Here is a 21,881-nt window from a genome sequence, read left to right on the forward strand (position 1 = left end):
TGTGAACGATGAGGCAACCGAAAGCAACAAGATAACTAAAACCGATGGCGCTTCGCCAATCGGTGGCGCTGCGCGACCCAATAGCACTTTACAAACCGGCGGTGATTCACAACTCGATCATGCTACGCAAACCTGTGGCTGGCGCGATACAACCATCGATGATGCGCAGGAGCAGGCCAACCCGGAGACCGCACAGGCCGTCGAGCGTATCAAGCGGCTGCGCCAATCCATCGACAATGTGGACACGGCCATCGTTTCGTTGCTTGCGGAGCGTTTCAAATACACCGCCGAAGTCGGCGTTTTGAAGGCTCAGGCCGGGTTCGCTCCGGAAGATCGGAATCGCGAAAACCAGCAGGCTAAACGGCTCAAGGAGGTCGCCGTCGATGCCGGGCTCGACCCGAGCATCGAGGAAAATTACCGCGAGTTCGTGGTCACCGAAGCCAAAAAACGTCACCAGCGCATCGCCGAAGCCGGCGGCGACCCGGGCGTGCTTGACATTTACGCGTGAAAGACTTCGAGGGTTTGTTTGAGGTTTGCATTATTGATGTGAAAGTCCCATTTCGGTGAATACGTGCGAGTCAATGATGACTGCTGTCCCATTACGTTCCAAAAACGAATTCTCCAAAATGATAGAATAAGTTGTAACGGACCTAAAAACTGTTGGCAAGGAGGCTGATATGGGTAAGAAGCACGGCAAGAAAATCATTAGCAGGAAAAAATTCAAGATTATCGATAATCTGGACACTCCGGAAAAGCGACTTGAGGATCGGATGTCGCTGATGCAGATGGCGATGGACGAATACGACGAATATCTGGGCGGTACGTTGGAACGTTCGGTTTCGTGGTATCTGATGTGCTCATGGTACGGGCTTTCGACCATGCAAAGTGCGATTTTGATCGCAAGGCTCGCGACTCTGCTTGACGCTTCGCAAAGCGGGCACAAATGGACGCCGTTCGTCCACGCGCGTCAGGGCAAGCACGGTTTGGAGATTTACGCCAGGAAAAACAAGTCGAAGCGGGAGAAGGGACCTGCGTTTGACGTTGCGCATATCCGTATGGTCATGCGTTCGGTGATGACCAAGGAGAAGCTTGAAACCATCACCGACGAACAGGTGATGCGTTTCGCCCGCACGTTGCAGGACATTGCCGCACGCGAGGAAGAGCGTGAAGCAAAGAATGACCGCAGGGACGACCCAGACTCTCCCGGTGCCGTCGCGTTCGAGGACGCCAAGGAATACGCCGATCCGGACGCGTTGGATGACGTCGACGATATCGATGACGAGATTGGCGATATCGATAGCTTTGACGATTTCGAAGGCGGGCCGTTGGATTTTGGAGCTGACAGTGTTGACGAAGATGCCGGAGTTCTGAACGAAACCGGACCGTTGAACGAATCTGCGGCGGCGGAGGGATTATCGGAAAGTGATGACACTGAAAATCGTGACGCTGAAAGCAATGACACTGAAAGGGATGCTTCCCGTGGGCAGCACGCTCAGGGCAACGACTCGCTGACGGATATTCCGGAACTCAAGCGATTGGATCTCGGCAAGAGTGACATGGGCAAGTGACAAGGTTTAGCCTGCCCAAGTGTATTGAAAAAAAATGACTCTGGTACGTTTGATTTGGCTAACGGTTTGGAATCCGTAGTTTGTCTGCGATTTTCAATTGCAATATATCGTATGGTGACATATCGGTGGAGGAACGCGAATTCGTAGATCAGGTTCAACGCCAGTTCAGAGTGATGATCAATAAGCAATACAGTAAGAGGGATTGCGCGTTCAATCAACGCAATCCCTCTTACTGTATTCTGCTATCGATTTTGTGTTGAAACCTTACTTTTTCTTGGGCTTCTTAGCCGGCGGCTCGCCGATTTCGGCGTCACTGACCTTAACGACAATCTCGTTGTCAGGGGTATCGGAGGAATTATCGACCGCGACCGTCAGCGGGCCGGTGACCTTGCCGGCTTCGGCGATGTCGATGAGGCTCGCCTCGATGGCTTGCTTTCCGGCTTCTGGCACGTTGAGCGTTGCCTTCAAGATCGGGGTCTTCATCGAGACCTTGGCCTGCGACTTCAAGCCGCGCAGCTCGGCCAGCGCCTTGCCGGCCCAAACGAGCATGTCCGGGTCGGCGTCGCCTGCGGCGGCCTCGTAAGGCTCGGCGGCCGGCCAGGAGGAGGTGTGCACGGAGCCCTCGCCTGCGTGCATCCAATGCCAGACCTCTTCGGTGGCGAACGGCATGTACGGGGCGAGCAGACGTGCGAACGCCTCAAGGCCTAGACCCAGCGTGGTGTGCGCGGACTTTACGGCGGCGGCCGACGGAGTCTTGCCGGTGGAATCGGCGGTGCCGTAGGCGCGGTTCTTCACCAGCTCGATGTAGTCATCGCAGAATTGCCAGAAGAACGTCTCAATGATTTCCAGCGCCTTGGAATGCTCATAGGCATCCATGGAGGTGGTGGCCTCACGAATGACCGAAGCCAGACGCGCCATCACCGCGCGATCGAGCGGTTCGGTGACGTCGGCCGGATTCCAGGAAGCAGTCGCGGCGGCACCAACGTGATGATTGTCGTCCTCGCGGCCGATGGCCAGCGCGAACTTGGTGGCATTCAAGAGCTTGATGGCCAGACGGCGGCCGATCTTCATCTGCCCCTCGTCATAGGTGGCGTCGAGACCGAGCTTGGCGGAAGCGGCCCAGTAGCGCACCGCGTCGGCGCCATACTTCTCGATCGGCTCCTTGGGAACCACGACGTTGCCCTTGGACTTCGACATCTTTTTGTGATCGGGGTCGAGGATCCAACCGGAAAGCGCGGTATGCGCCCACGGCAGGCAATGGTTTTCGAGGTGCGCACGGTCCATCGTGGTGAAAAGCCAGGTGCGGATGATGTCCTGACCCTGCGGGCGCAGATCCATCGGGAAGGTGGCCTTGAACAGGTCCTTGCTTTCCTGATCCGGTTCCTCCCAGTGGGTGACAATCTGCGGGGTCAGCGACGAGGTGGCCCAGGTGTCCATGATGTCCTTTTCGGCCGTGAAGCCGCCGGGCACGTCGCGCTGGTCCTCCGTGTAACCGGAAGGCACATCATTGGTCGGGTCGATCGGCAGCTGGTCTTCGCTCGGGGTAATCGGATGATCGTAATCCGCCTCACCGTCGGCCTTGACCGGGTACCACAGCGGGAACGGGACACCGAAGAAGCGCTGGCGGCTAATGAGCCAGTCGCCGTTCAGCCCATTGACCCAGTTCTCATAGCGCACGCGCATGAAGTCGGGGTGGAACTCGAGCTCCTTGCCACGCTCCAAGAGCTCGGCGCGCAGCTTCATATCGGTGCCGCCGTTTTTGAGGTACCACTGGCGTGAGGTGACGATTTCGAGAGGCTTGTCGCCCTTCTCGTAGAAGTTCGTCATACGTTTGGTGGGCTTCGGCTCGCCGTCGAGGTCGCCGGACTCGCGCAGATGCTCCACGATGATCTTGCGGGCTGTAAAGGTGGTCTTGCCTTCGGTCTCCTCGAAGATGGCCTTGCCGCCTTCATTGGTGATCCAATCCGGCACGCTCATGATGATGCGGCCGTTGCGCTGGATGATCGGACGCAGCGGAAGATTCAGGTCGCGCCACCATTCGATATCGGTCTGATCGCCGAAGGTGCAGCACATCGCGATGCCGGCGCCCTTGTCCATTTCGGCGGCGGGATGTGCCAGAATCGGCACCTTCACCTTGAACAGTGGGGAATAAACGTACTGGCCGAAGTACTTCTTATAACGTTCGTCGTCAGGATTGGCGATCAGCGCGCCGCAGGCTGCCAGCAGTTCCGGACGGGTGGTCTCGATGTAGATCGGCGTGCCATCCTCGAAGCGGAAGGCGACGCGATGGTAGAAGCCATCGTATTCGCGGCTCTCCAGCTCGGCCTGCGCCACGGCGGTCTGGAAGGTGACGTCCCAAAGACTTGGCGCATCCTTCTGATAGGCCTCGCCGCGCGCAAGGTTGCGAAGGAACGCCTTTTGCGCCACTCGCTGCGGATGCTCGCCGATGGTGTGATAGGTCTGACGCCAATCGATGGACGTGCCCAAGGAGCGCCACAGCGCCTCGAACTGCTTCTCGTCCTGGGCGGTAAGCTTCTCGCACAGCTCCACGAAGTTCTTGCGGCTGATCGGCACCTGGTCGCGGGCCTCGAGCTTCTTGCCCTGCGTGCCCTCGAACGGTGGCTTGAAGTCAGGGTCGTATTTGAGCGAGGTGTCGACGCGCACGCCGTAATAGTTCTGCACGCGGCGCTCGGTCGGCAGGCCGTTGTCGTCCCAGCCCATCGGGTAGAAGACGTGCTTGCCCTTCATCCGCTCGTAACGGGCGATGACGTCGGTGTGGGTATACGAGAAAACGTGACCCACGTGCAAGGAGCCGGAAACGGTGGGCGGCGGGGTGTCGATGGAGTAGACGGCTTTGCGGTCGGGCTCGCCGTTGCCGTCGCGTGGAATGTCGAAATCATAGGTGCCGTCGCTGTCCCATTCGGCGCGCCATTTGTCTTCCAAGCCGTCGACGCCGACCCTGTCGGGAAGGGGCGAAAGGCTTGCATTGATAATGCTATTATCCTGATCAGTCATAACGTCCAATTTTAGAAAGCAATGGTGACATAAGAGTGGCGCGGGTTGGCATGTGAGCGCCGATTTTTTCTACCGTGTCCTCACGTCGCGCAGCGGCAGATATTCGTCGGTCATGTTCCTCGGGTAACCGGTGACATTATTATCCGCGACCACCATGCTGCTTGCGGTGTAAAGCCAAGCGCTACCAGCATCGGCGCTCACCGTTTTGGCATAGTTACGCAGGTTTTGCTGGTAATCGATATCGTTGGGTGAAGCCAGGGCATTGTGATAATCCTGCTGGGCTTGGCTGTTCTGATAGCCGAACTTGTTGTTGGCGAACGCACCCAAATCGTCGGGGCCTTGCATGGTGGTGATGGCCATTTTGTAGTCGCCGTTGGCAATCCGCTGGGAAAGCGTGCCGTCATCGACTTCTTGCATGACAAGATTGAAACGGGTCGTCTTGAACTGTTCGACGATCTGCTGGCCCAGTGTTGCGTACTCGGGAGGCACCAGGAAGGTGACGTCACCGATGTAAGTGGGCCCGAAATAGTTGATGTCGTTTTTGCCCTCGTCAAGATTATGCGGGAACATAACGGAAAGATCGTCATATCCCGGTTCAAGAGGGCTGATCGGCCCGTTAAGTACGGTGGCGGCGTTCGGCTGCGCTTTCGTGATCGCTTCGTTGTCGAGGATATAACGCACGGCCGCACGGGCCCTCTGATCCGAGAAAATCGAATTCGTATTGTTGTTGAGCGCCAAAGTCACCTTGGAAGTGGTAAGGCCTTTGGAAACACTATATTTTTTGCTGTTTGTAAAGGGCTTCGGGGAGTCTGATGGCTTGAGCACGGCAAGCTGGATCTGGCCGTCTTGCATGGCTTTGTTGAGCTTTTCCTCCGAGTCGAAATAACGCATGGTCATCTGCGAGGCGGCCGCCTGCTGCTTCCAATACAGGGGATTTCGCGCGAAAACGATTGAATTTCCGGGGGTGAAACTGTGCACGGTAAAAGGCCCGCTGCCGCCGGACTGTTTGGCGTAGTTTACTTTGGAGGTTGAATCATAGACGATTCCGGCGCGCGAGGAAAGCGCTCGCAACAACCTCGGGTTTGGTGAGGAAAGGTTTATCTGCACCGTTGAGGTATTCGGATTTTTGACGGCTTGAAGCCCGGTCAGTTCCTCAGCGCCCACGTAGTTGTTATTGATGATTTGCTGAAGGGAATAGACCACATCGGTGGAATCCAGTGCGTCGCCGTTGGCGAAACGCATGTCGGGATTGAGCGTGAACGTATAGTTGAGGCCGTCTTTGGAAACGTCCCAGCTTTTGGCGATGGACGGAACGAGTTTGTTGTTCTGGTCGCGGCCGACGAGGGTTTCGTAGACATTGCCGATCAGCGCCTGGTCGAGCTCTTTGCCCGCAACCGTACGGATATCAAGGGATTGCGGGGCGGGTGCGTCCAAGCCCACGGTGACTTCCGAGCCAGAATGGAGCAAGGTGGCATCGACGGAATGGCGGCCGAAATGAGCCCAGCCGACGCCTATGGCGGCGAAAAGGACCACAGCAGCGCCGAGGAAGGCGAGACCTCTTATTGGCCCACTCGTTTGCTGCTTATGCCGTGACATGGGTCAGAAGTTTACTATCCGGTGCTGAATGATTCCTGAAAACGTGTAAAGCATTGGAATATCAAGAATCAGAGCGGGTGGAAAGCGGAAGGGCAGGTGTCGTTCAATAGGCAGGATTCACAGTCGGGGTTGCGTGCGCTGCATACGTTGCGGCCGAAAAGGATGAGGCGGTGAGAAAGGTTTGACCATTCTTTGGGGTCGAAATACTGCGTGATTTCCTTTTCGACCTTGACTGGGTCGGGGTGCTTGTTGCGCCAATCCGTACGCCAGCGCAGGCGGCCGGTCACGCGGATGACGTGCGTGTCGACCGGGAAGCCGGGCACGCCGAACGCGTCGCCCAAGACGACATTCGCGGTTTTGCGGCCGACGCCGGAAAGTGTGGTGAGCTCTTCCATCGTTTGGGGCACCACGCCGTCGAAGTCACGGACGATCTGCGCGGCCAGTTCGATGATATGGGCGGATTTGGTGTGGTAGAAGCCCAACGGATGGATGATGTCTTCAATACGTTCCGGGTCGGCGACCGCCAGCGTCTCGGGCGTGCCGAAGTCGCGGAAAAGCTCTGGAGTGACGCTGTTGACCCGCACATCCGTGGTCTGCGCGCTCAAGACGGTGGCGACCAGCAGATGGAACGGGGTTTCGTAATCGAGCGTGCACATCGCATCGGGGAACATGTCGCAGAGCACGTCGTATTCAGCGTGAATGCGCTTGCTGCGCTGCGCTTTGGTTTCCCTGGGCATCCGTTCCGCTCCTCAATTGCGATGGTTGATACGTAACATACGTCCTTCATTATCGAATCATATTTGACAATGAGGTGATTTACTCGTCACTATAGCCACGAAAATGGCCTATTGTCATCCGTTTTGCGGATTTCAGGCGTTATTTGCGTTGCTGCCGACATCTTGGCTATTGCCGCCATCGTCGGTATCGGTGTCGTTGCCGGCGTTGCTGCGATTGCCGTCGTCGTCCGGTGGATCGAAGCGATAGCCGACGTTGCGCACGGTGCCGATCATATGCTCGTATTCGCCGCCGAGCTTGGCACGCAGGCGACGCACGTGGACGTCGACCGTGCGTGTGCCGCCGTAATAGTCGTAGCCCCACACTTCCTGCAAAAGCTGGGCGCGAGTGAAGACACGATGCGGATGCTGGACCAAGTATTTGAGCAGCTCGAATTCCTTATAGGCAAGATTGACGGGTTCGCCGTTGAGCGTGGCCGTATAGCCCTTGGTATCCACCACAAGGTCGCCGGAACGAATCTGCCCGTCCTCGCGATAATTGTCGCGTTCCACGGATGTCTGGGTGGTTGTCGGAACGACCCTGCCGCGCTCGCAGACCAGCCGTAGCCGGCCTTCCACCTCGGCGGGGGAGGCGTTGCTTACCACCACATCAGCTACACCCCACTGACTGTTGATGACGGTGAAACCACCTTCGGTGATGATGGGAATAATCGGAATAGAAAGACCTGAAGCATGAATCAGATTGCACAGCGTCTTGGCGTTGGCGAGATCGTCGCGCGCGTCGAGAAAAAGAATGGTGTTTTCGGGAAGTTTTACCAGACTTGCGGCATCCATCGGCAGTACGCGCACGCGGTAGGAAAGAAGAGCAAGGCTTGGGAGAACGCTCGCAGGATTGGGGGCCATCGTCATCAATGTCAAATCGGTCATAGAGCCCTCCCTCCCAATCGTGACCCCGTGGTTTCGCAAGTCGTGCCGTCTCCGCCCGGACCTACGCATAGCTCGACATCATGTGTACGACGTCATTGGGGTTTAATTCGATTACTTATATTGTAACTGCTGGTTGTGGACACTGGCCGCTACCATATTACTTATGGAAAACCATGTTTGTGTCAGCAGTGTTACGCCGGAGTTTCCGCGGTTTTGAAGGCCGGTGAACAGTTAGACAACAAGGTTTTGAATGACTGGATTTTCGTGGCTAAAATGGCATGAAAAGCGAGTGACACGAGACGGAACGGGGTTACGGATGGTTGCTGCGGCGAATGGCGACGGCAATGGGGAGAGGCATTCTCTGTCGATAGGCTCCACCAAGGGGATGGTGGTGCTTCAGGTCGGCGCGTATGCGGTCATCGCCGTTCTGTTGATTGCAGCGTGCTTTGTCGAAGGCCGGACGGAAGTGGCTATTTTTACGGCGGTTGCCGGGGCACTGGCCATTTTCGTAGAGGTTTCCTGGCCGTTGCACACCAGTGTTTTTGATGCCATAGTGGGTGCCTTCGGCGGTTTCGGCATGATATATGCCACCGAGACGTCATTGGCAGAGGCACTGCCGAAAACCGCTGGTATGACGGGGCCGCGTAGGCTGCGCCGCCACGTATCCGCACGCTTCGACGCGATGTCGGGCGATGAATTGCTGCATTGGTGCACGCTCTGGGCGGGCGCATTGCTGATTGTGCTGGCAGCGTTTGTCATCCTCGGTTTTTTGCATCAGATGCTGCGCCGCGAGCGCATGAATATGGTGCTCTCCCTCTCGCACGGTTTGATGTTCGACGTCGCCATGGCGGGAGCCTCGGGCTGGGTGTTCGCCCCGGTTCTGCTGCGTTATTTCGGTGTCGGTACGTTGGGTGCCCGCAAGCCGTATGTGGTTGCGATTATCGCGGTGATCGCCGTGGCGCTGTTGGCCGCGCTGTCGTGGGCCTCGACCAGGTGGGCGAAGGATTATCGTGCCGTCGGAAGCCCGTTGCCACGCTTCAAGCTTGAGGCCGGCAATTCCGATGACTTGCGGAACTTCCGTAGTTATGCGCTGTATTCCTTGGGTCTTGTGCCGGTAATGTATGGCGGTTTCGTTGTCTATCTCGCACTGGTCGCGCTGCTCGTTTTCGTCGGCTGATGGTTTTTTTATCGTTGCGATTCATAGCACGGAACGGTTGTATATACCGTAATTGTTCTTCAGTGCTGTATCATGTTTTGCTTGAGAATTCCACAACGTTGAAATATCAATGATTCTGTTGATTGGCAAATTGCTGTAATGGATATATTTGCAGCAGGGAAGCTCAGTTGCATTTAATATTTCGTTCCATGCTGACTTGATATATCACTGAACGTATTTTTGGGCTTAATGACAAGCCATCAATGTTGTGCCGAATCGGATTTTAGCGTTTGTTCGCTGTAAACGGTCAGATGGCGGTCATGGTCGTCGCTATGTATTCACCAGGCGATAATGCCGAGGTGCTCCAGCAGTGTTTTCAGGCCGATGAGAATCAGGACGATGCCGCCGATGATTTGGGCGGTCTGCTGCCAACGCACGCCGATGGTGTGGCCCAAGTAAAGGCCGGCGATGGAGAAGGCTCCCGTGATGACGCCGATGATGGCGGCCGCGCCCCAGATGTTGAGCGGCATGAACTGGAAACTCACGCCGACCGCGAAGGCGTCGATGCTGCATGCGACGGCCAGCGGTGCCATGTGACGCCAGTCGAATTGTGCTGTTTCCTTGGCGTCTTCCTCGGGTTCCCCGAACGCCTCGCGAATCATATTGCCGCCGATAAGCGCGAGCAATCCGAAAATAATCCAATGGTCTACGGCTTCAACGTACTTGCCGAACAAAGAAGCGAAGAAATAACCGAGAATCGGGAACAGCGCTTGGAACCCACCGAACCAGAGTGCGGTTTTGATGGCGTTGAGTGGTCTGACGTGTTTGGTGGCCAGTCCCTTACCGATGGCGATGGCGAAGGCGTCCATCGAGACGGACACTGCGATAAGCAGAATTTCGACGATCATAAGCTTGCGTCTGCACTTTCGTGTTCATCCGCAACGCTATGCCAGAGAACGGTAACGTTGTTGCGTTGCCGTCGCATGTCGCACGCGGATGGGCCTCGACGGTTGCCCGCCTACGCCTCGTGTTTCGGCATTGAGAACTGCCGGCAACTCCTTACTGTTCCGGCTTTGAATTCCCGATGTGAATACCGTTCGCATGCCACAATTACCGTTACAGTATAACGCTGTCATTTTCATTTTGGAAAATTTCTTATAAGAGGACAATTTGCTATTCCATTCGGAGATGAAAGCGCGTACATTTAAGACACACCTTATCTGCGTTGACAAATAAAAGAAAATTGATAGTATAGTGAATGAAAGCGCAATAATACCAATTAAAGCTTTTATACTCCGTGAAAACTTGTTGGTAACGTCGCGTTGTAGCTAGATGTCATCGGTCGCCAGAGTTGGCAACCGGAGAAGTCGTTGGGTGAAAGGGAACTTGAACGATGAGGTACAGGCGTGTTTTCGGTTTGGTTATGGATTCCATCGGGACCGGTGCGGCTCCTGATGCGGCCCGGTTCGGTGATGAAGGTGCCGACACCTTGGGCAGTATCGGCAGGTATTTCGCCGGGAGGCTGGAGCTGCCGAATTTCGCCAGGCTGGGGATATCGAACCTGCGTCCGGTTCCCATCGAGGGCGTTCCGGCATCGGAGCAGCCCATCGGGTGTTATGGGAGGATGCGGGAGGTGTCGGTGGGCAAGGACAGCATGGACGGGCATTGGGAGATGATGGGTCTTCCGGTCAGGCGGGAGCTCAGTTTCTTCCCTCATGGTTTCCCGGATGAGCTGATGGATAGGATCTCGAAGTTTGCGGGCCGCGGGATCGTCGGGAATCGGCCGGAATCGGGTACGAAGATTCTTGACGAGCTGGGCGAGCACCAGATGGAGACCGGCGATCTGATCGTCTATACCTCGGGTGATTCCGTGTTGCAGATAGCCGCCCATGAGGACATTATCCCGGTCAAGGAGCTGTACCGGATCTGCGAATACGCCCGCAGCCTTGTCAACGGCCCGGAATACATGGTCGGCCGTATCATCGCGCGCCCGTATGTGGGCTCTGGCAGGGGGCATTTCACCAGGACGGCGAACCGTCATGATTTCACGTTGAAGCCCTATGGGAAGACCGTGTTGGATTACCTGCAGGAGGCCGGGGTCAGGACCATCGGCATCGGCAAGATCAACGATATCTTCTCCGGCCAGGGCATCGACGAAGGGTATCACAACCAGAGCAACATGGATGGCATGGACCATGTCGACCATGTGATGGAACAGGATTTCACGGGTTTCTGTTTTGCGAATCTGGTGGACTTCGACGCGATGTACGGCCACCGGCGCAACCCCGAAGGCGATGGTTGCGCTCTCATGGAGCTCGATACTCGTCTGGGCACCGTCATCGCCAACATGAGGGACGACGATCTGCTGATGATCACCGCCGACCATGGCAACGACCCCTGCTTCAAGGGGACCGACCATACCAGGGAGTTCGTCCCGCTGCTTGCCTATTCGCCGAGCATGGGACATCCCGCCAGCCTCGGGACCCGTGGGACCTTTTCCGATTTCGGGGCCACCATCCTCGATAATTTCAACGTTACCGGGTCCGGAACTGGAACGAGCTTCCTCAAAGATTTGCAATAAAAAGAACAGAGAAAGGAGAGGATTTTTCGCGTATGTTAATACGCGGAATGTATTTTAAACAGTATTGATCAGAGGTCATTTTTGTGGTGAAGTGGCTTTTGTTCTAGGCATAACTATTCCTTAAAAAAATATGTGCGGTTTTTACTGCGCATCAATGAAAGCGCAATACTAGAGAAAGGCTCAATGATGAGTAATACATCGAAAGCTTTGAAAGTCTTTACCGGCTTGGCGGCAATCGCCATGTTGACACCGCTTGCTGCGTGTGGCTCGTCAAATAACAGCAGCAGCAAGGGCAGTGGCAGTGTGTCAATTGCATGCTCGCAGCAAGATGATTTCTGCCAGATGATGAGCAAGCAGATTACCAAAGACACTGGCATCAGGGCGGCTTATGTCCGTCTCGGATCTGGCGAGATTCTGGCAAGGCTTGCAACCAACCCGGGCGAATTCGATGCTTGGATTGGTGGCCCGGTTGAAAATCATTTGATCGCTGATAGCAAGGGATGGCTTGAGCATTATGTTTCGCCGTCTACTAAAAACTATCAAGCCAAATATAAGGACGCCAAGGGAACATGGTCGGGTGTCTATACGGATTCTCTCGGTTTCTGCTCCAACTCTGTAGAGTTGAAGAAGAAGGGTCTGAAGGCTCCTACCTCTTGGAATGATCTGCTCAATCCGAAGCTGGAGAAGAGCATCGGCATGCCGCATCCTTCGACGGCAGGTGCCGGCTATGATGCAATCTACACTCAGGCGATGCTTCATGGTGGTGATTTGGAGCAGGCGATGGATTATTTCAAGAAGCTCAGTCCCAATATCATGCAGTACTCGAAGGCAGCTGCGACAGGAACCGAACAAGCCGGTCGTGGTGAAGTGACTGTGGCAATCTCGCTGGATTCCGATTGTGTGAAGGCGAAGGAAGCGGGCTATAAGGATCTGGTCACCAGCTATCCTGCCGAAGGCGCTGGCTATGACGTCGGTGGTGTTTCCATTATGAAGCAAGGACACAATAAGGAGAACGCAAAGAAGGTTGTCGATTGGGTTCTCGGTCCGAAGTTCCAGACCATGTATCCGGACATTCCTACCTATGTTTCTCCCACCAATCCTCAGGTGAAGGCCGGTAAGGATGCCCCTGATCAGAGCAAGGTCAAGCATGTCAAGTGGAATATGCAGCAATCTGCTAATTCGCGTGAAAAGTTCATCGATGCCTTCGCTAAAGAAGTCTCTTCTTCAAGCAACGCCAAGTGATCGAACGATGGAAAAAGCACTATTGAAATACAAATTGACAAGGAGGTAGAATGAGTTCGACGATTTCAGTCACTAAGACACGTAAACCTCGAAAAAGCCTTCGTAAAAATGCTTCTGTGTGGGTGGTCCTGGCAATAGTTATTGTTGCTCTGACGATGTTGCTCGGTTTTCCTGTCATTAAGCTGTTTCAGGCAGGGTTCAGCGCACGCGGCAGGGCGGCTATTGTAGCCTCATTCACCAGCAACGCTGACACATTGATTCACAGCATCATACTTGGTCTTTTGGTAGGTGTGCTCGGCACGACGATTGGTTTTGTTTGCGCGTATGTGCAAACGTTCATTCGTATGCCTGGCAAGAGGATTCTGCATTGGCTTACACTGCTGCCGACTATTTCTCCTCCGTTTGCAGCTGCAACAGCAATCATCACTCTGTTCGGTAAGCGCGGTATGATTACTCACGATCTACTGGGTCTGGAAACCAATATCTATGGTTTGCCTGGTCTCACCATGGTTCTTACGATGACATTTGCCCCGGTCGCGTACCTCAACATCAAAGGCATGTTCGACAATCTTGATCCTTCGTTGTTCGAGGCAGCTTCCAGCTTGGGTTCGTCGCCTGTTCATACGTTGTTCCATGTGACGATTCCAATGGTATTGCCTTCAATGCTGTCTTCGTTCTTGGTACTGTTCGTCGAAGGTATTGCCGATTTGGCCAACCCGTTGGTTATCGGCGGTAATTACCGAGTTCTGGCCAGTCAGGTTTATCTTGCAGTTATCGGCTCGGGTGATGCACCTACTGCCGCAGGCATTTCGCTGGTGCTTCTGCTTCCTGCCATTACCGTCTTCATCATTCAAAGGTATTGGACAAGCAAGAAGTCCGTTGTCACTGTGACAGGTAAGCCCACAGGTTCATTGAAGCCTGTGAAGTCGCTTAAAGTGGTCGTGCCGATGCTGGTTATTGCATTGCTGTGGCTCCTGTTGGTCGCCACGATTTATTCGACACTGTTTATCGGCGGATTCGTCAAGATTCTCGGTGTCGATAACACATGGACATTGGATCATTTCATCTTCATCCAACAGCTGGGTAGCGATGCGGTGATGACAACGTTGCTCATGACATTGATTGCTGCGCCTCTTGCCGCTTTGTTGGCTCTGGCTATCAGCTGGCTTGTTGTACGTCATCTGCATCGCTTCGGTCCTGTGCTGGATTTGTGGGGCATGCTTGGTGTCGCAATTCCTGGGACCGTTCTTGGTCTTGGTTTTGCAATGGCCTATTCACAGCCTGTACACATATTCGGTGTTGAGGTTCTGCCTTCACTCGCCGGTGGACTTGCGATTGCGGGAGGTTCGATAGCGATCATCATGGTATTCATCGCACGAGGCAACCCGACTGGACAGCAGTCTTTCATTGCTGCTTTCCGTCAGGTGAACCCAGAAATCGAGGAAGCTGCGGTGTCTTTGGGCGCGAGCCCGTTGACCACAGTGCGTAAGATAACGCTTCCTTTGATGTCTTCGGCAGTGGTCACGGCAGTGACTTACGCAATAACGAAGTCCATGACCACGATTACGGCCATTATCTTCATTACAACGCCACAGACCCAGGTTGTGACCTCTCAGATTCTTGATGAGGTTGATGCGGCTCGATTCGGCAATGCGTTTGCTTATTCGAGTTTGCTCATCATTCTGGTGCTCATCATTTTGGGCATTTCGAATCTGTTGCTCAGCCAACTTAATCGTTCAAAGAGATGAAAACAAAATGACTCAAGAATTAAAACAGGAAAGCAAAACCAACGGTGCTCTGACGCTGCGAAATGTCAGTAAAATCTATCCAGGAAAGAAAGGCGATTTTACCGCAGTTCAAGGCACGAGCCTCGACATCAAACCCGGTACCTTCGTCACGTTGCTTGGGCCCTCCGGATGCGGAAAGACCACAACGCTGCGTATGATTGCTGGCTTTGAACAGCCGACGGGCGGAGACATCCTTGTCGATGGGAAGAGTGTGCTGGAAGTCCCTGCCGATAAGCGCCCGATGTCAATGGTGTTTCAGTCTTATGCGCTGTTTCCGCACCTGACCGTTCTGGGAAACGTGGAATTTGGTCTAAAACTGCAGAAATTAAGTAAGCAGGAATATACCAAAAAAGCCAACGATGCCTTGAAGATGATGGGTATTGAGGAATATGCCAATCGTTACCCCAATCAGCTTTCAGGTGGTCAGCAGCAGCGTGTCGCTTTGGCTCGCGCGTTGGTGATGGAGCCTGAGATCATCCTTTTCGATGAGCCGCTTTCCAATTTGGATGCAAAACTGCGTGTGAAGATGCGTGGTGAGATTCGTCAGCTTCAGCAGAGGTTGGGGATTACCGCGATTTTCGTCACCCATGATCAGTCCGAAGCTCTGACTATGGCAGACGTCATCGTTGTGATGAGCAATGGAAAAGTAGAGCAGGTCGGAACGCCTTGGGAAATTTACCATCGTCCGTCCAACCGCTTTGTGGCCTCGTTCCTTGGCACTGACAATTTTATGGGTGCCAAGGTCGTTCAACTGGACAAGCACGCAAGCGATGCTGATGTGTATACGTTGGAGACGAGTCTCGGTAATCTGCATGTTCGTGGAGTTTCCGGTCTTAAACCCGGAGACAAGGCTGCGATATTGCTGAGAGCAGAGAATCTCCTTGTCGGGAATCGTGTTGAAGATGCTGACTCAGGCTCTGCAAACAAAGACGAATCAGAGGCAACCGCAGGCGACCATATTGTCAATATCGATGCTCAGATCACTTCTTCTGCTTTTGATGGAGAGGCTGTGCAATATGAACTTGACTCTGACGTCGGTCATCTTACAGGTAGCGCACCTGGGGCGACAACGCCGTTTAGCAATGGCGTCCCAGTGACCTGCCGAGTGGATGCTGACACGTTATGGGTTGTTCCTGAAAGTAATGTTGCGGAGGAGTAATGCGTCGTTTTTTTGACCAACCGGTTACACGCTGGCGAAATCCAAAAGGGGCATTGCATGTATATGCATTACCTAAACCCGATTCTGATTTGGTAAATGACGCCCGTCGTGCTGACCAGGTATTAAAGGACGTGCCTCAACTGGCAATACAGCCCTTGGATTATCTCCACATGACCTTGCAACGTCTAGATTTGTACCGCTCAGATTTGGATGATAAGCAATGGGAACGCCTTCTTACAGAACTAGAATCGCGTATAACGGAATTGGATGCTTTTGGTATAGATTTCGTAAAGCCGCAGGTTCGTCAGACCGCTGTTGAAGTGGTCGGCAAAGAAAGAGTCAAATGGCAACAGCTGGTTGACTCCATTAGGGAGGCGTTCAAGGGCAGCGGGTTGGGCAGTGCCGTGATGGAACCACCATTTGGCCCCCACTATACGCTCGCTTACTGCGTCCAAGATGCCGATAAGGCCACAGATAGTCAGATTCAGCGAAAACTGGACGAGGTTTCGGTGGAAACGAACATGCACATCAACCAGGTTTGGCTTGTGGAAGTCACTGAGTCACCTAAAGAAGGTGTGTTTAGTTTCGACCGACTAGCTAAGTGGTCATTGAGGTAAAGTAGCGTTTAAGCGATATTTTTGAAAGGAGAGACTTATGCAGCAGTATAAGCACCGTGTAAGTATGGCAGATGTGGCACATGCTGCAGGAGTCTCTCCGGCCACTGTTTCACGTGTATTAAATGATTCGGATACCGTCAGTTCAAAAACGAAAGTGGCGGTACTGAATGCTGCTGATGCTTTAGGGTATGTACGCAATTTGGGCGCGGTCTCTTTGGCATCCTCTCAAACCATGACCATTGGATTGTTGGTTCGTGATTTGGACAACTACTTCTATGGTGCTGTAGCTTCTTGCGTACGCAATGAGTCCGCCAAAGCGGGTTTCGACTTATTGATTGTTTCATGTGCAGATAATATCGACAGTCAGATGCATGCAGTTCGCTGTTTGCTTGGCCATAACGTTGGTGGCATCATTGTTTCTTCTGGTCGTGTGGCGGCGTCCGTAGTAGAGTATTCGGCCAAATTCGTACCTACGGTCGCGTTGGCTTCGGGTCTTGATTTGCAGACCGTCAATTCGGTAAGAATCGACCCTAAGACCGAAAGCAACTTGGCCAAAACAGTGGCCGGTTATGGTCATCGCTGTGTTGCGGTGACTGCTTCTAGCAGTCCCCTTACTTCATCGTTGCATGCAAGGACCGCTAATTTTTTGACTCAGTTGGTGATTTCAGGGGTTCGTACCTACATCATGTCGCTGAAATCCGATACCGGAGAGCCTTTGCATAAAGCTGTGGACGAGGCGATGGAAGATGGCGCGACAGCAATTATGGCAAGTAGTGATGCCATTGCGTTGTCGATCTTGGAATATCTTGACGAACTTGGAATTGACTGTCCCAACGAGATATCGGTTACAGGTTTTGACGGCATGGGACCTTATGGCTCCCCACTTTTGGGAATTACCACCGTTAAACAGCCAGTTGCTGAGTTGGCAAAGGCCGCTGTTGATATGGTCAGCGCACGAATTGCAGATGAAACAATACAACCTGGGCAGATGCTTGTTAAAGGCGAATTCGTGCCCGGCCGCACGTTGGGGCCTGCGAATAACTCTAAGAATAAATAAGGTATTTCCCGAGAGAAGATTCTTGTAATAAAGTACGATTGTAGGTATCAATTGCACAGTCGTTTCCGGTTTTCTTGTATTAGTTAGAAGCACCTGTTGGTTTTTATTTCAAGGCTTAGCTTTGTCTTGCTGTTCCATCCTTGGGACATATCCATTATTTAAAAAAGATTTTAAAAACCGAACCTATGAATAACGTGATAAAACATTGGTTTTAAAAATATCCGGAGACGTCATAATAACGTTTCCGGATATTGAATAGATTTTATTCTAAGCGATTGTTCACTTCTTGGAGGCGGCGAGACGTTCGCGGGCGGCCACGATCTGCTTCTCGGCCTCTTCGACGCCGGTCCAATAATCGCCGGGCATGACTTCCTTGCCGGGCTCCAGAGCCTTGTACTGCTCGAAGAAATGCTTGATTTCAGCCTTGTGATATTCGTTGACGTCGTCGACATCCTTGATGTCGTCGAAGCGCACGTCGGCGGGCACGCACAGCACCTTGTCGTCGCCGCCCTCTTCGTCTTCCATGTGATAGAGTGCCACAGCGCGGCACTTGATGACGCAGCCCGGGAAGACCGAGTTCGGAATCATCACGAGCGCGTCGAGCGGATCGCCGTCCTCGCCCAGCGTGCCCTCGATGTAGCCGTAATCATCCGGATAGCCCATCGCGGTGAAGAGGGTGCGGTCGAGCACGATACGGCCCGTCTCCTGGTCCACTTCATACTTGTTCTTTGATCCGCGCGGAATCTCAACGAGGACATTGAATGTCTCAGCCATGTTTGCTCCTTTTGAACGTGCCTTGCGTACGTTATGTGTACGGTTTTGTTACCGAAACCAAGTCTAGCGCAGATACTCGCCGATACGATTCTCTGCCTCATTTCGTGATTGGCTGCGGATGTCTGTTATTCCGACTCGGTTTCAGCGATGCTGAAAATGTAGGCTGGGCGCTCGGCAGGGTTGAGGGTGACCTTGTTGTTGCTGGACCATGTGGAGGCGCCGCTGCCAAGCTCGTCGTGGACGTCGAAGGTGTGGTCGCGAGGCAGGCCGAACAACGCCGGATCGAAGTTCACTTCCGAGGTGTGGGTGGCTTTGCAATCGAGGTTCACCACGACGATGAGGGTGTCGCCCAAAGTCGGGTCTTCCGGATTATTGGTGGCGTCATCATTATCTTGTTTGCCTGCCACGTCAGCTGGCATTGGCGGAACGTAACGAGCGAAGGCGACAATGTTCGGGTCGCTGGTCCAAAGCATTGTCAGATCGTGATAGCTGCGGCATGCGGAATGTGCACGACGGATGCGATTGAGGTCGGTCAACAGCTCGGCGATGTCATATTCTTCGGCCTCGTTCCAGTCGCGCACCTTGATTTCGTATTTCTCGTTGTCGGCCTGTTCCTCACGGCCTTCCTGTTGCCGGTTTTCAACGAGTTCGTAGCCGTTGTAGATGCCCCAAGAAGGCGATCCCATCGCTGCGAGTACAGCGCGCACTTTGTGGCCAACCGGCCCGTTGTCACGCAGGTAGTCGGTCAGGATGTCGGGCGTGGTCGGCCAGAACGTGTTGCGCTGGTAATAGGCTTCGTCGCTGTTGGTGGTCTGTAGGTATTCGGCGACCTCGTCCTTGGTATTGCGCCAGGGGAAGTAGCTGTGCGACTGGGTGAAGCCGGCGAGGCTCAGCGCTCGCATGATGGCCGGGCGGGTGAAGGCTTCGGCAAGGAACAGGATTTCTGGGTGCCTGCGTTGCACGGCCTCGATGACATCCTGCCAGAAACGCACCGGCTTGGTGTGCGGGTTGTCGATACGGAATATCGTGACACCGGCGGCAATCCAGAGGTCCATGATCCGCTCGGTCTCGCGCTCGATGCCGGGCATGTCGATATTGAAATCGATGGGGTAGATGTCCTGATATTTTTTCGGCGGGTTTTCGGCGAACGCGATGGTGCCGTCGGGTTTGTGGCGGAACCAGTTCGGGTGCTCACGAACCCACGGATGGTCAGGCGAGCATTGCAGCGCGAAGTCCAGCGCGATTTCGAGTCCCAACTTGTGAGCGTAGGCGCAGAACGCCTTGAAATCGTCCATCGTGCCGAGCAGCGGATCTACCGTGTCGTGCCCGCCGAGCGATGAACCGATGCCGAAGGGGGAGCCGGGGTCGTTTGGGCCCGCGACCAAAGCGTTGTTGCGTCCCTTGCGGTTGGTGACGCCGATGGGGAAAATCGGTGGCAGATAGACTACGTCGAAGCCTTCGGCCTTCGCGCGGTCGAGTCCGGACAGAGCAGTTTTGAGCGTTCCTTGGGTGATTTCGCCGGTTTTCGGATCGCGGGTTGCACCTTCCGAACGTGGGAAGAACTGGTACCAAGCGGTGAAGCTTGATTCGGGGCGCTCGACCTTGAAACGTTGCGGTGCGCTCGCGGTCAGTCCGTCACGTAACGGGTTCGAGCGATGGAGTGCTGCAATGGCCGGATTGTCGGCGGCGGCAAGCCGTTGCTTGATATCCAATGTGTCGTCGGCAAGCTGTTGGGCCGCCTTACGCAAGATATTTTGTTGGCTGCCGTCAAGTTCGGCATCCTTGTTTCCGGCCCAACGTTCCAGTAATTGTGATCCGGAAATCAGGGCGTTCTCGGCATCGTCGTTCACGTCGACCTTGATTCTGGCATCGGCGAGCCAAGAGGCATACACGTCCTCCCAGCCCTCGAGCACAACCGTCCACTCGCCAAGCTGCCGTTGAACTTCGTCGAAATCTTTGTCCCAAGGCTTGAGGTTGCTGGGAAGGCCAGCCATTAATTCGGCTTTCCACAGGTCGAGACCGGGATTGATGCAAGTCATGGACACCCGCTGCTTGACTTCGTCGTGAGGGTCCCGCAAAACCGCTGTGGCGCCGGTACGGCTGCGGCCTTCGATAAAAATCTGCGCGGTGACGGTGAACATCTCGCCAAGTTCCACGCGTGCCGGGAAAATTCCTCGTTCTCCGCCAGGGGTGATCGACATGATGACTATCCGCCCGAATTGATGAGGCTCGGTGACAGGAATGCTCGGCGTGGCTGGCTCGCTGAATTCCTGGTTGGTTGCCTTGGCTGCCATAATTGCTCCTGCCTCGTTGTCTTTAACGTCGTTGAATCGTTCCGTATTGTTCATTGTAAAGGCAGGTTTGATGATGCTGAATATTTTTAGGCAAAATGATAAAATTTGTGTATAACTATTTTTATGTATGACATAATAGTTAATAATTGTGTGGATGATTTGGTCGAGGACGACCTCAAAACAGCGAAATGTGGATAGTAAAAATTAAGTTATCCACAACACGCCGAGACTCTTATCATTCGACCACAGTGCCTGAAACTGACACGGAAACTTGTCGAATTGTGCAACGATGGCACTATCAGTTTGCAAACGGGAAGTGAGAGAACGATGAACGATGAAGCGAAATCGGAACAAATTGCCGATGAACGCGGAGAGAAGAATGTGCTGCCTCCCAGCGAATCGGATGTTGGAACGGACTTGCTCAGTGTCAGTGATGACGGATCAAATGAAGACGACAAGATTTCGGATGATGGCAGCCAGCCGTTTTGGAAGCGACGTGCAGTTTGGATTGCCGTTATTGCCATAGTTGTTATCGTCGTGGCAGGTCTTGTCGGCTGTATAGCCTGGAGCGTTCGTGCCCGCGAAGAGGCGCTTTCGGATTGCCGACAATCCGGGGTAGAGATTCGAAAGTTTGCAAAAGCGCCGCTCGGCAAGGATGCTATTGACGCGGAGGATATAGAGAAAGCGGATGTTGCAGATACCAAAATTTGGGAAGGGTTGCAGCAGGATCAAAAGGCGTTGACTGGTTTGGCGCGTAAGGAGGTACCTATTTGCAATGCAACTTCTCATGTGGCGGCTCAAGAGCAACAACGCAGGGCCAATGCGTCGCTTGTGAAGTTGAAAAAGGCTCGTGCAAGTGTTGAGAAATCGGCGAAAGCGGTAGTTGCCAGTCGCGACGCGAAAATTTTGAAGGATAATCGTGACGGCCTGACGGCGAAGGTGGGGCAGGCAAAGCAGCTGTTGGATTCGTCGGCAGGCAAAGTGGCTGATGATGCGACCCGCACTGTGCTTTCGCAGCAGATTGATGCGGCGAACGGGTTACTAGGCAGTCGGAAGGTCAAGGTCGCCGATTTGCAACAGACCTCAAAGACGTTGGATGATGCGGTCAATAGGGTCAATGCGAGCGTGCAGGCGAAGGCGGAGGCCGATGCGCAGGCTGCTCAGGCAGCGGCTGCAGCGGCTCAGGCTCAGGTGGCGCAGCAACAAGCACGGAACGGACAGGGGCAAGCAGCCGGTGGCGGCTCGCAGGGCAATCAGCAGCCGGAGAGAATCCACAACGGCGGTTATAACAGCTTTAAGGAATGGATGGCCCATCAAAAACCACCGGGTAATGGCTGCAACGCTGCTGGTTTTTGTGCCATCGGTTGATTTTAG

Annotated in this window: 17 protein-coding genes; 10 read left to right on the plus strand and 7 right to left on the minus strand. The window is 54.0% G+C overall.

The genetic code is table 11. The features are described 5' to 3' along the window. Positions 1–154: 154 nt before the first annotated feature. The gene (locus tag OZX70_RS01260; protein WP_277182060.1) at positions 155–508 is read left to right on the plus strand and encodes a chorismate mutase; all 354 of its coding nucleotides are present in this window, start codon (positions 155–157) and stop codon (positions 506–508) included. Positions 509–677: 169 nt separating this feature from the next. After that, the gene (locus OZX70_RS01265) at positions 678–1,568 is read left to right on the plus strand and encodes a hypothetical protein (RefSeq protein ID WP_277181365.1); all 891 of its coding nucleotides are present in this window, start codon (positions 678–680) and stop codon (positions 1,566–1,568) included. A gap of 264 nt (positions 1,569–1,832) precedes the next feature. On the opposite strand, the gene valS is transcribed toward OZX70_RS01265, so the two are convergent. The 4 genes from valS to OZX70_RS01285 all read right to left on the minus strand — a co-directional run bounded on the left by valS (position 1,833) and on the right by OZX70_RS01285 (position 7,840). Then, complete coding sequence (gene valS, locus OZX70_RS01270) at positions 1,833–4,583, minus strand: valine--tRNA ligase (RefSeq protein WP_277181367.1); 2,751 nt, start codon at positions 4,581–4,583, stop codon at positions 1,833–1,835. Positions 4,584–4,652: 69 nt separating this feature from the next. Continuing rightward, positions 4,653–6,179 carry an ABC transporter substrate-binding protein gene (locus OZX70_RS01275; RefSeq protein ID WP_277181370.1) on the minus strand — a complete coding sequence of 509 codons (1,527 nt, stop codon included), beginning with the start codon at positions 6,177–6,179 and terminating at the stop codon, positions 4,653–4,655. 68 nt (positions 6,180–6,247) lie between these two features. Then, positions 6,248–6,916: an endonuclease III gene (gene nth, locus OZX70_RS01280; protein ID WP_277181372.1), complete on the minus strand. Its 669-nt coding sequence runs from the start codon at positions 6,914–6,916 to the stop codon at positions 6,248–6,250. 132 nt (positions 6,917–7,048) lie between these two features. Further along, a complete protein-coding gene (locus tag OZX70_RS01285) occupies positions 7,049–7,840 on the minus strand; it encodes a response regulator transcription factor (RefSeq protein WP_277181376.1) in 792 nt (263 codons plus the stop codon). A 316-nt stretch (positions 7,841–8,156) separates the two neighbouring features. Here OZX70_RS01285 and OZX70_RS01290 point away from each other — a divergent pair, with 316 nt between their 5' ends. Further along, positions 8,157–9,017, plus strand: coding sequence for a hypothetical protein (locus OZX70_RS01290; RefSeq protein WP_277181378.1), 861 nt, complete (start codon positions 8,157–8,159; stop codon positions 9,015–9,017). Positions 9,018–9,334: 317 nt separating this feature from the next. Here the strand turns inward: OZX70_RS01290 and OZX70_RS01295 are convergent, their stop codons facing one another. Further along, positions 9,335–9,904: a manganese efflux pump MntP family protein gene (locus tag OZX70_RS01295; protein WP_277181381.1), complete on the minus strand. Its 570-nt coding sequence runs from the start codon at positions 9,902–9,904 to the stop codon at positions 9,335–9,337. A 485-nt stretch (positions 9,905–10,389) separates the two neighbouring features. Between OZX70_RS01295 and OZX70_RS01300 the strand changes: the two genes are divergently transcribed. The 6 genes from OZX70_RS01300 to OZX70_RS01325 all read left to right on the plus strand — a co-directional run bounded on the left by OZX70_RS01300 (position 10,390) and on the right by OZX70_RS01325 (position 17,439). Beyond that, on the plus strand, positions 10,390–11,577 hold the full coding sequence (locus OZX70_RS01300; protein WP_277181383.1) for a phosphopentomutase: 1,188 nt from the start codon (positions 10,390–10,392) through the stop codon (positions 11,575–11,577). A gap of 183 nt (positions 11,578–11,760) precedes the next feature. Next, positions 11,761–12,819 (plus strand): ABC transporter substrate-binding protein, encoded by a 1,059-nt coding sequence (locus OZX70_RS01305; protein ID WP_277181385.1) that lies wholly within the window; start codon positions 11,761–11,763, stop codon positions 12,817–12,819. A gap of 50 nt (positions 12,820–12,869) precedes the next feature. Next, complete coding sequence (locus tag OZX70_RS01310; RefSeq protein ID WP_277181387.1) at positions 12,870–14,567, plus strand: iron ABC transporter permease; 1,698 nt, start codon at positions 12,870–12,872, stop codon at positions 14,565–14,567. Positions 14,568–14,574: 7 nt separating this feature from the next. Further along, entirely contained in the window at positions 14,575–15,765 is a 1,191-nt protein-coding gene (locus tag OZX70_RS01315; RefSeq protein ID WP_277181389.1) for an ABC transporter ATP-binding protein, read from the plus strand. Further along, on the plus strand, positions 15,765–16,382 hold the full coding sequence (locus OZX70_RS01320; RefSeq protein WP_277181391.1) for a 2'-5' RNA ligase family protein: 618 nt from the start codon (positions 15,765–15,767) through the stop codon (positions 16,380–16,382). The genes OZX70_RS01315 and OZX70_RS01320 overlap by 1 nt, the downstream gene beginning before the upstream one ends. Positions 16,383–16,419: 37 nt before the next feature. Beyond that, the gene (locus OZX70_RS01325) at positions 16,420–17,439 is read left to right on the plus strand and encodes a LacI family DNA-binding transcriptional regulator (protein ID WP_277181393.1); all 1,020 of its coding nucleotides are present in this window, start codon (positions 16,420–16,422) and stop codon (positions 17,437–17,439) included. Positions 17,440–17,718: 279 nt separating this feature from the next. Here the strand turns inward: OZX70_RS01325 and OZX70_RS01330 are convergent, their stop codons facing one another. Then, a complete protein-coding gene (locus tag OZX70_RS01330; RefSeq protein ID WP_277181395.1) occupies positions 17,719–18,213 on the minus strand; it encodes an inorganic diphosphatase in 495 nt (164 codons plus the stop codon). A gap of 125 nt (positions 18,214–18,338) precedes the next feature. Beyond that, entirely contained in the window at positions 18,339–20,507 is a 2,169-nt protein-coding gene (locus OZX70_RS01335; RefSeq protein ID WP_277181397.1) for an alpha-1,4-glucan--maltose-1-phosphate maltosyltransferase, read from the minus strand. Between the two features lie 327 nt (positions 20,508–20,834). Between OZX70_RS01335 and OZX70_RS01340 the strand changes: the two genes are divergently transcribed. Beyond that, complete coding sequence (locus OZX70_RS01340; protein ID WP_277181399.1) at positions 20,835–21,875, plus strand: hypothetical protein; 1,041 nt, start codon at positions 20,835–20,837, stop codon at positions 21,873–21,875. The last annotated feature ends 6 nt before the right edge of the window (positions 21,876–21,881 follow it).

It is taken from the genome of Bifidobacterium sp. ESL0732 (assembly GCF_029395535.1).
In the GTDB taxonomy this organism is placed as follows: Bacteria; Actinomycetota; Actinomycetes; order Actinomycetales; family Bifidobacteriaceae; genus Bifidobacterium.

Excerpts from the sequence above, each read along its gene's own strand:
- OZX70_RS01265 (WP_277181365.1), top strand. The coding sequence starts at position 678 with ATGGGTAAGAAGCACGGCAAGAAAATCATTAGCAGGAAAAAATTCAAG.
- valS (WP_277181367.1), bottom strand. The coding sequence starts at position 4,583 with ATGACTGATCAGGATAATAGCATTATCAATGCAAGCCTTTCGCCCCTT.
- OZX70_RS01275 (WP_277181370.1), bottom strand. The coding sequence starts at position 6,179 with ATGTCACGGCATAAGCAGCAAACGAGTGGGCCAATAAGAGGTCTCGCC.
- nth (WP_277181372.1), bottom strand. The coding sequence starts at position 6,916 with ATGCCCAGGGAAACCAAAGCGCAGCGCAGCAAGCGCATTCACGCTGAA.
- OZX70_RS01285 (WP_277181376.1), bottom strand. The coding sequence starts at position 7,840 with ATGACCGATTTGACATTGATGACGATGGCCCCCAATCCTGCGAGCGTT.
- OZX70_RS01290 (WP_277181378.1), top strand. The coding sequence starts at position 8,157 with ATGGTTGCTGCGGCGAATGGCGACGGCAATGGGGAGAGGCATTCTCTG.
- OZX70_RS01295 (WP_277181381.1), bottom strand. The coding sequence starts at position 9,904 with ATGATCGTCGAAATTCTGCTTATCGCAGTGTCCGTCTCGATGGACGCC.
- OZX70_RS01300 (WP_277181383.1), top strand. The coding sequence starts at position 10,390 with ATGAGGTACAGGCGTGTTTTCGGTTTGGTTATGGATTCCATCGGGACC.
- OZX70_RS01305 (WP_277181385.1), top strand. The coding sequence starts at position 11,761 with ATGATGAGTAATACATCGAAAGCTTTGAAAGTCTTTACCGGCTTGGCG.
- OZX70_RS01310 (WP_277181387.1), top strand. The coding sequence starts at position 12,870 with ATGAGTTCGACGATTTCAGTCACTAAGACACGTAAACCTCGAAAAAGC.
- OZX70_RS01315 (WP_277181389.1), top strand. The coding sequence starts at position 14,575 with ATGACTCAAGAATTAAAACAGGAAAGCAAAACCAACGGTGCTCTGACG.
- OZX70_RS01320 (WP_277181391.1), top strand. The coding sequence starts at position 15,765 with ATGCGTCGTTTTTTTGACCAACCGGTTACACGCTGGCGAAATCCAAAA.
- OZX70_RS01325 (WP_277181393.1), top strand. The coding sequence starts at position 16,420 with ATGCAGCAGTATAAGCACCGTGTAAGTATGGCAGATGTGGCACATGCT.
- OZX70_RS01330 (WP_277181395.1), bottom strand. The coding sequence starts at position 18,213 with ATGGCTGAGACATTCAATGTCCTCGTTGAGATTCCGCGCGGATCAAAG.
- OZX70_RS01335 (WP_277181397.1), bottom strand. The coding sequence starts at position 20,507 with ATGGCAGCCAAGGCAACCAACCAGGAATTCAGCGAGCCAGCCACGCCG.
- OZX70_RS01340 (WP_277181399.1), top strand. The coding sequence starts at position 20,835 with ATGAACGATGAAGCGAAATCGGAACAAATTGCCGATGAACGCGGAGAG.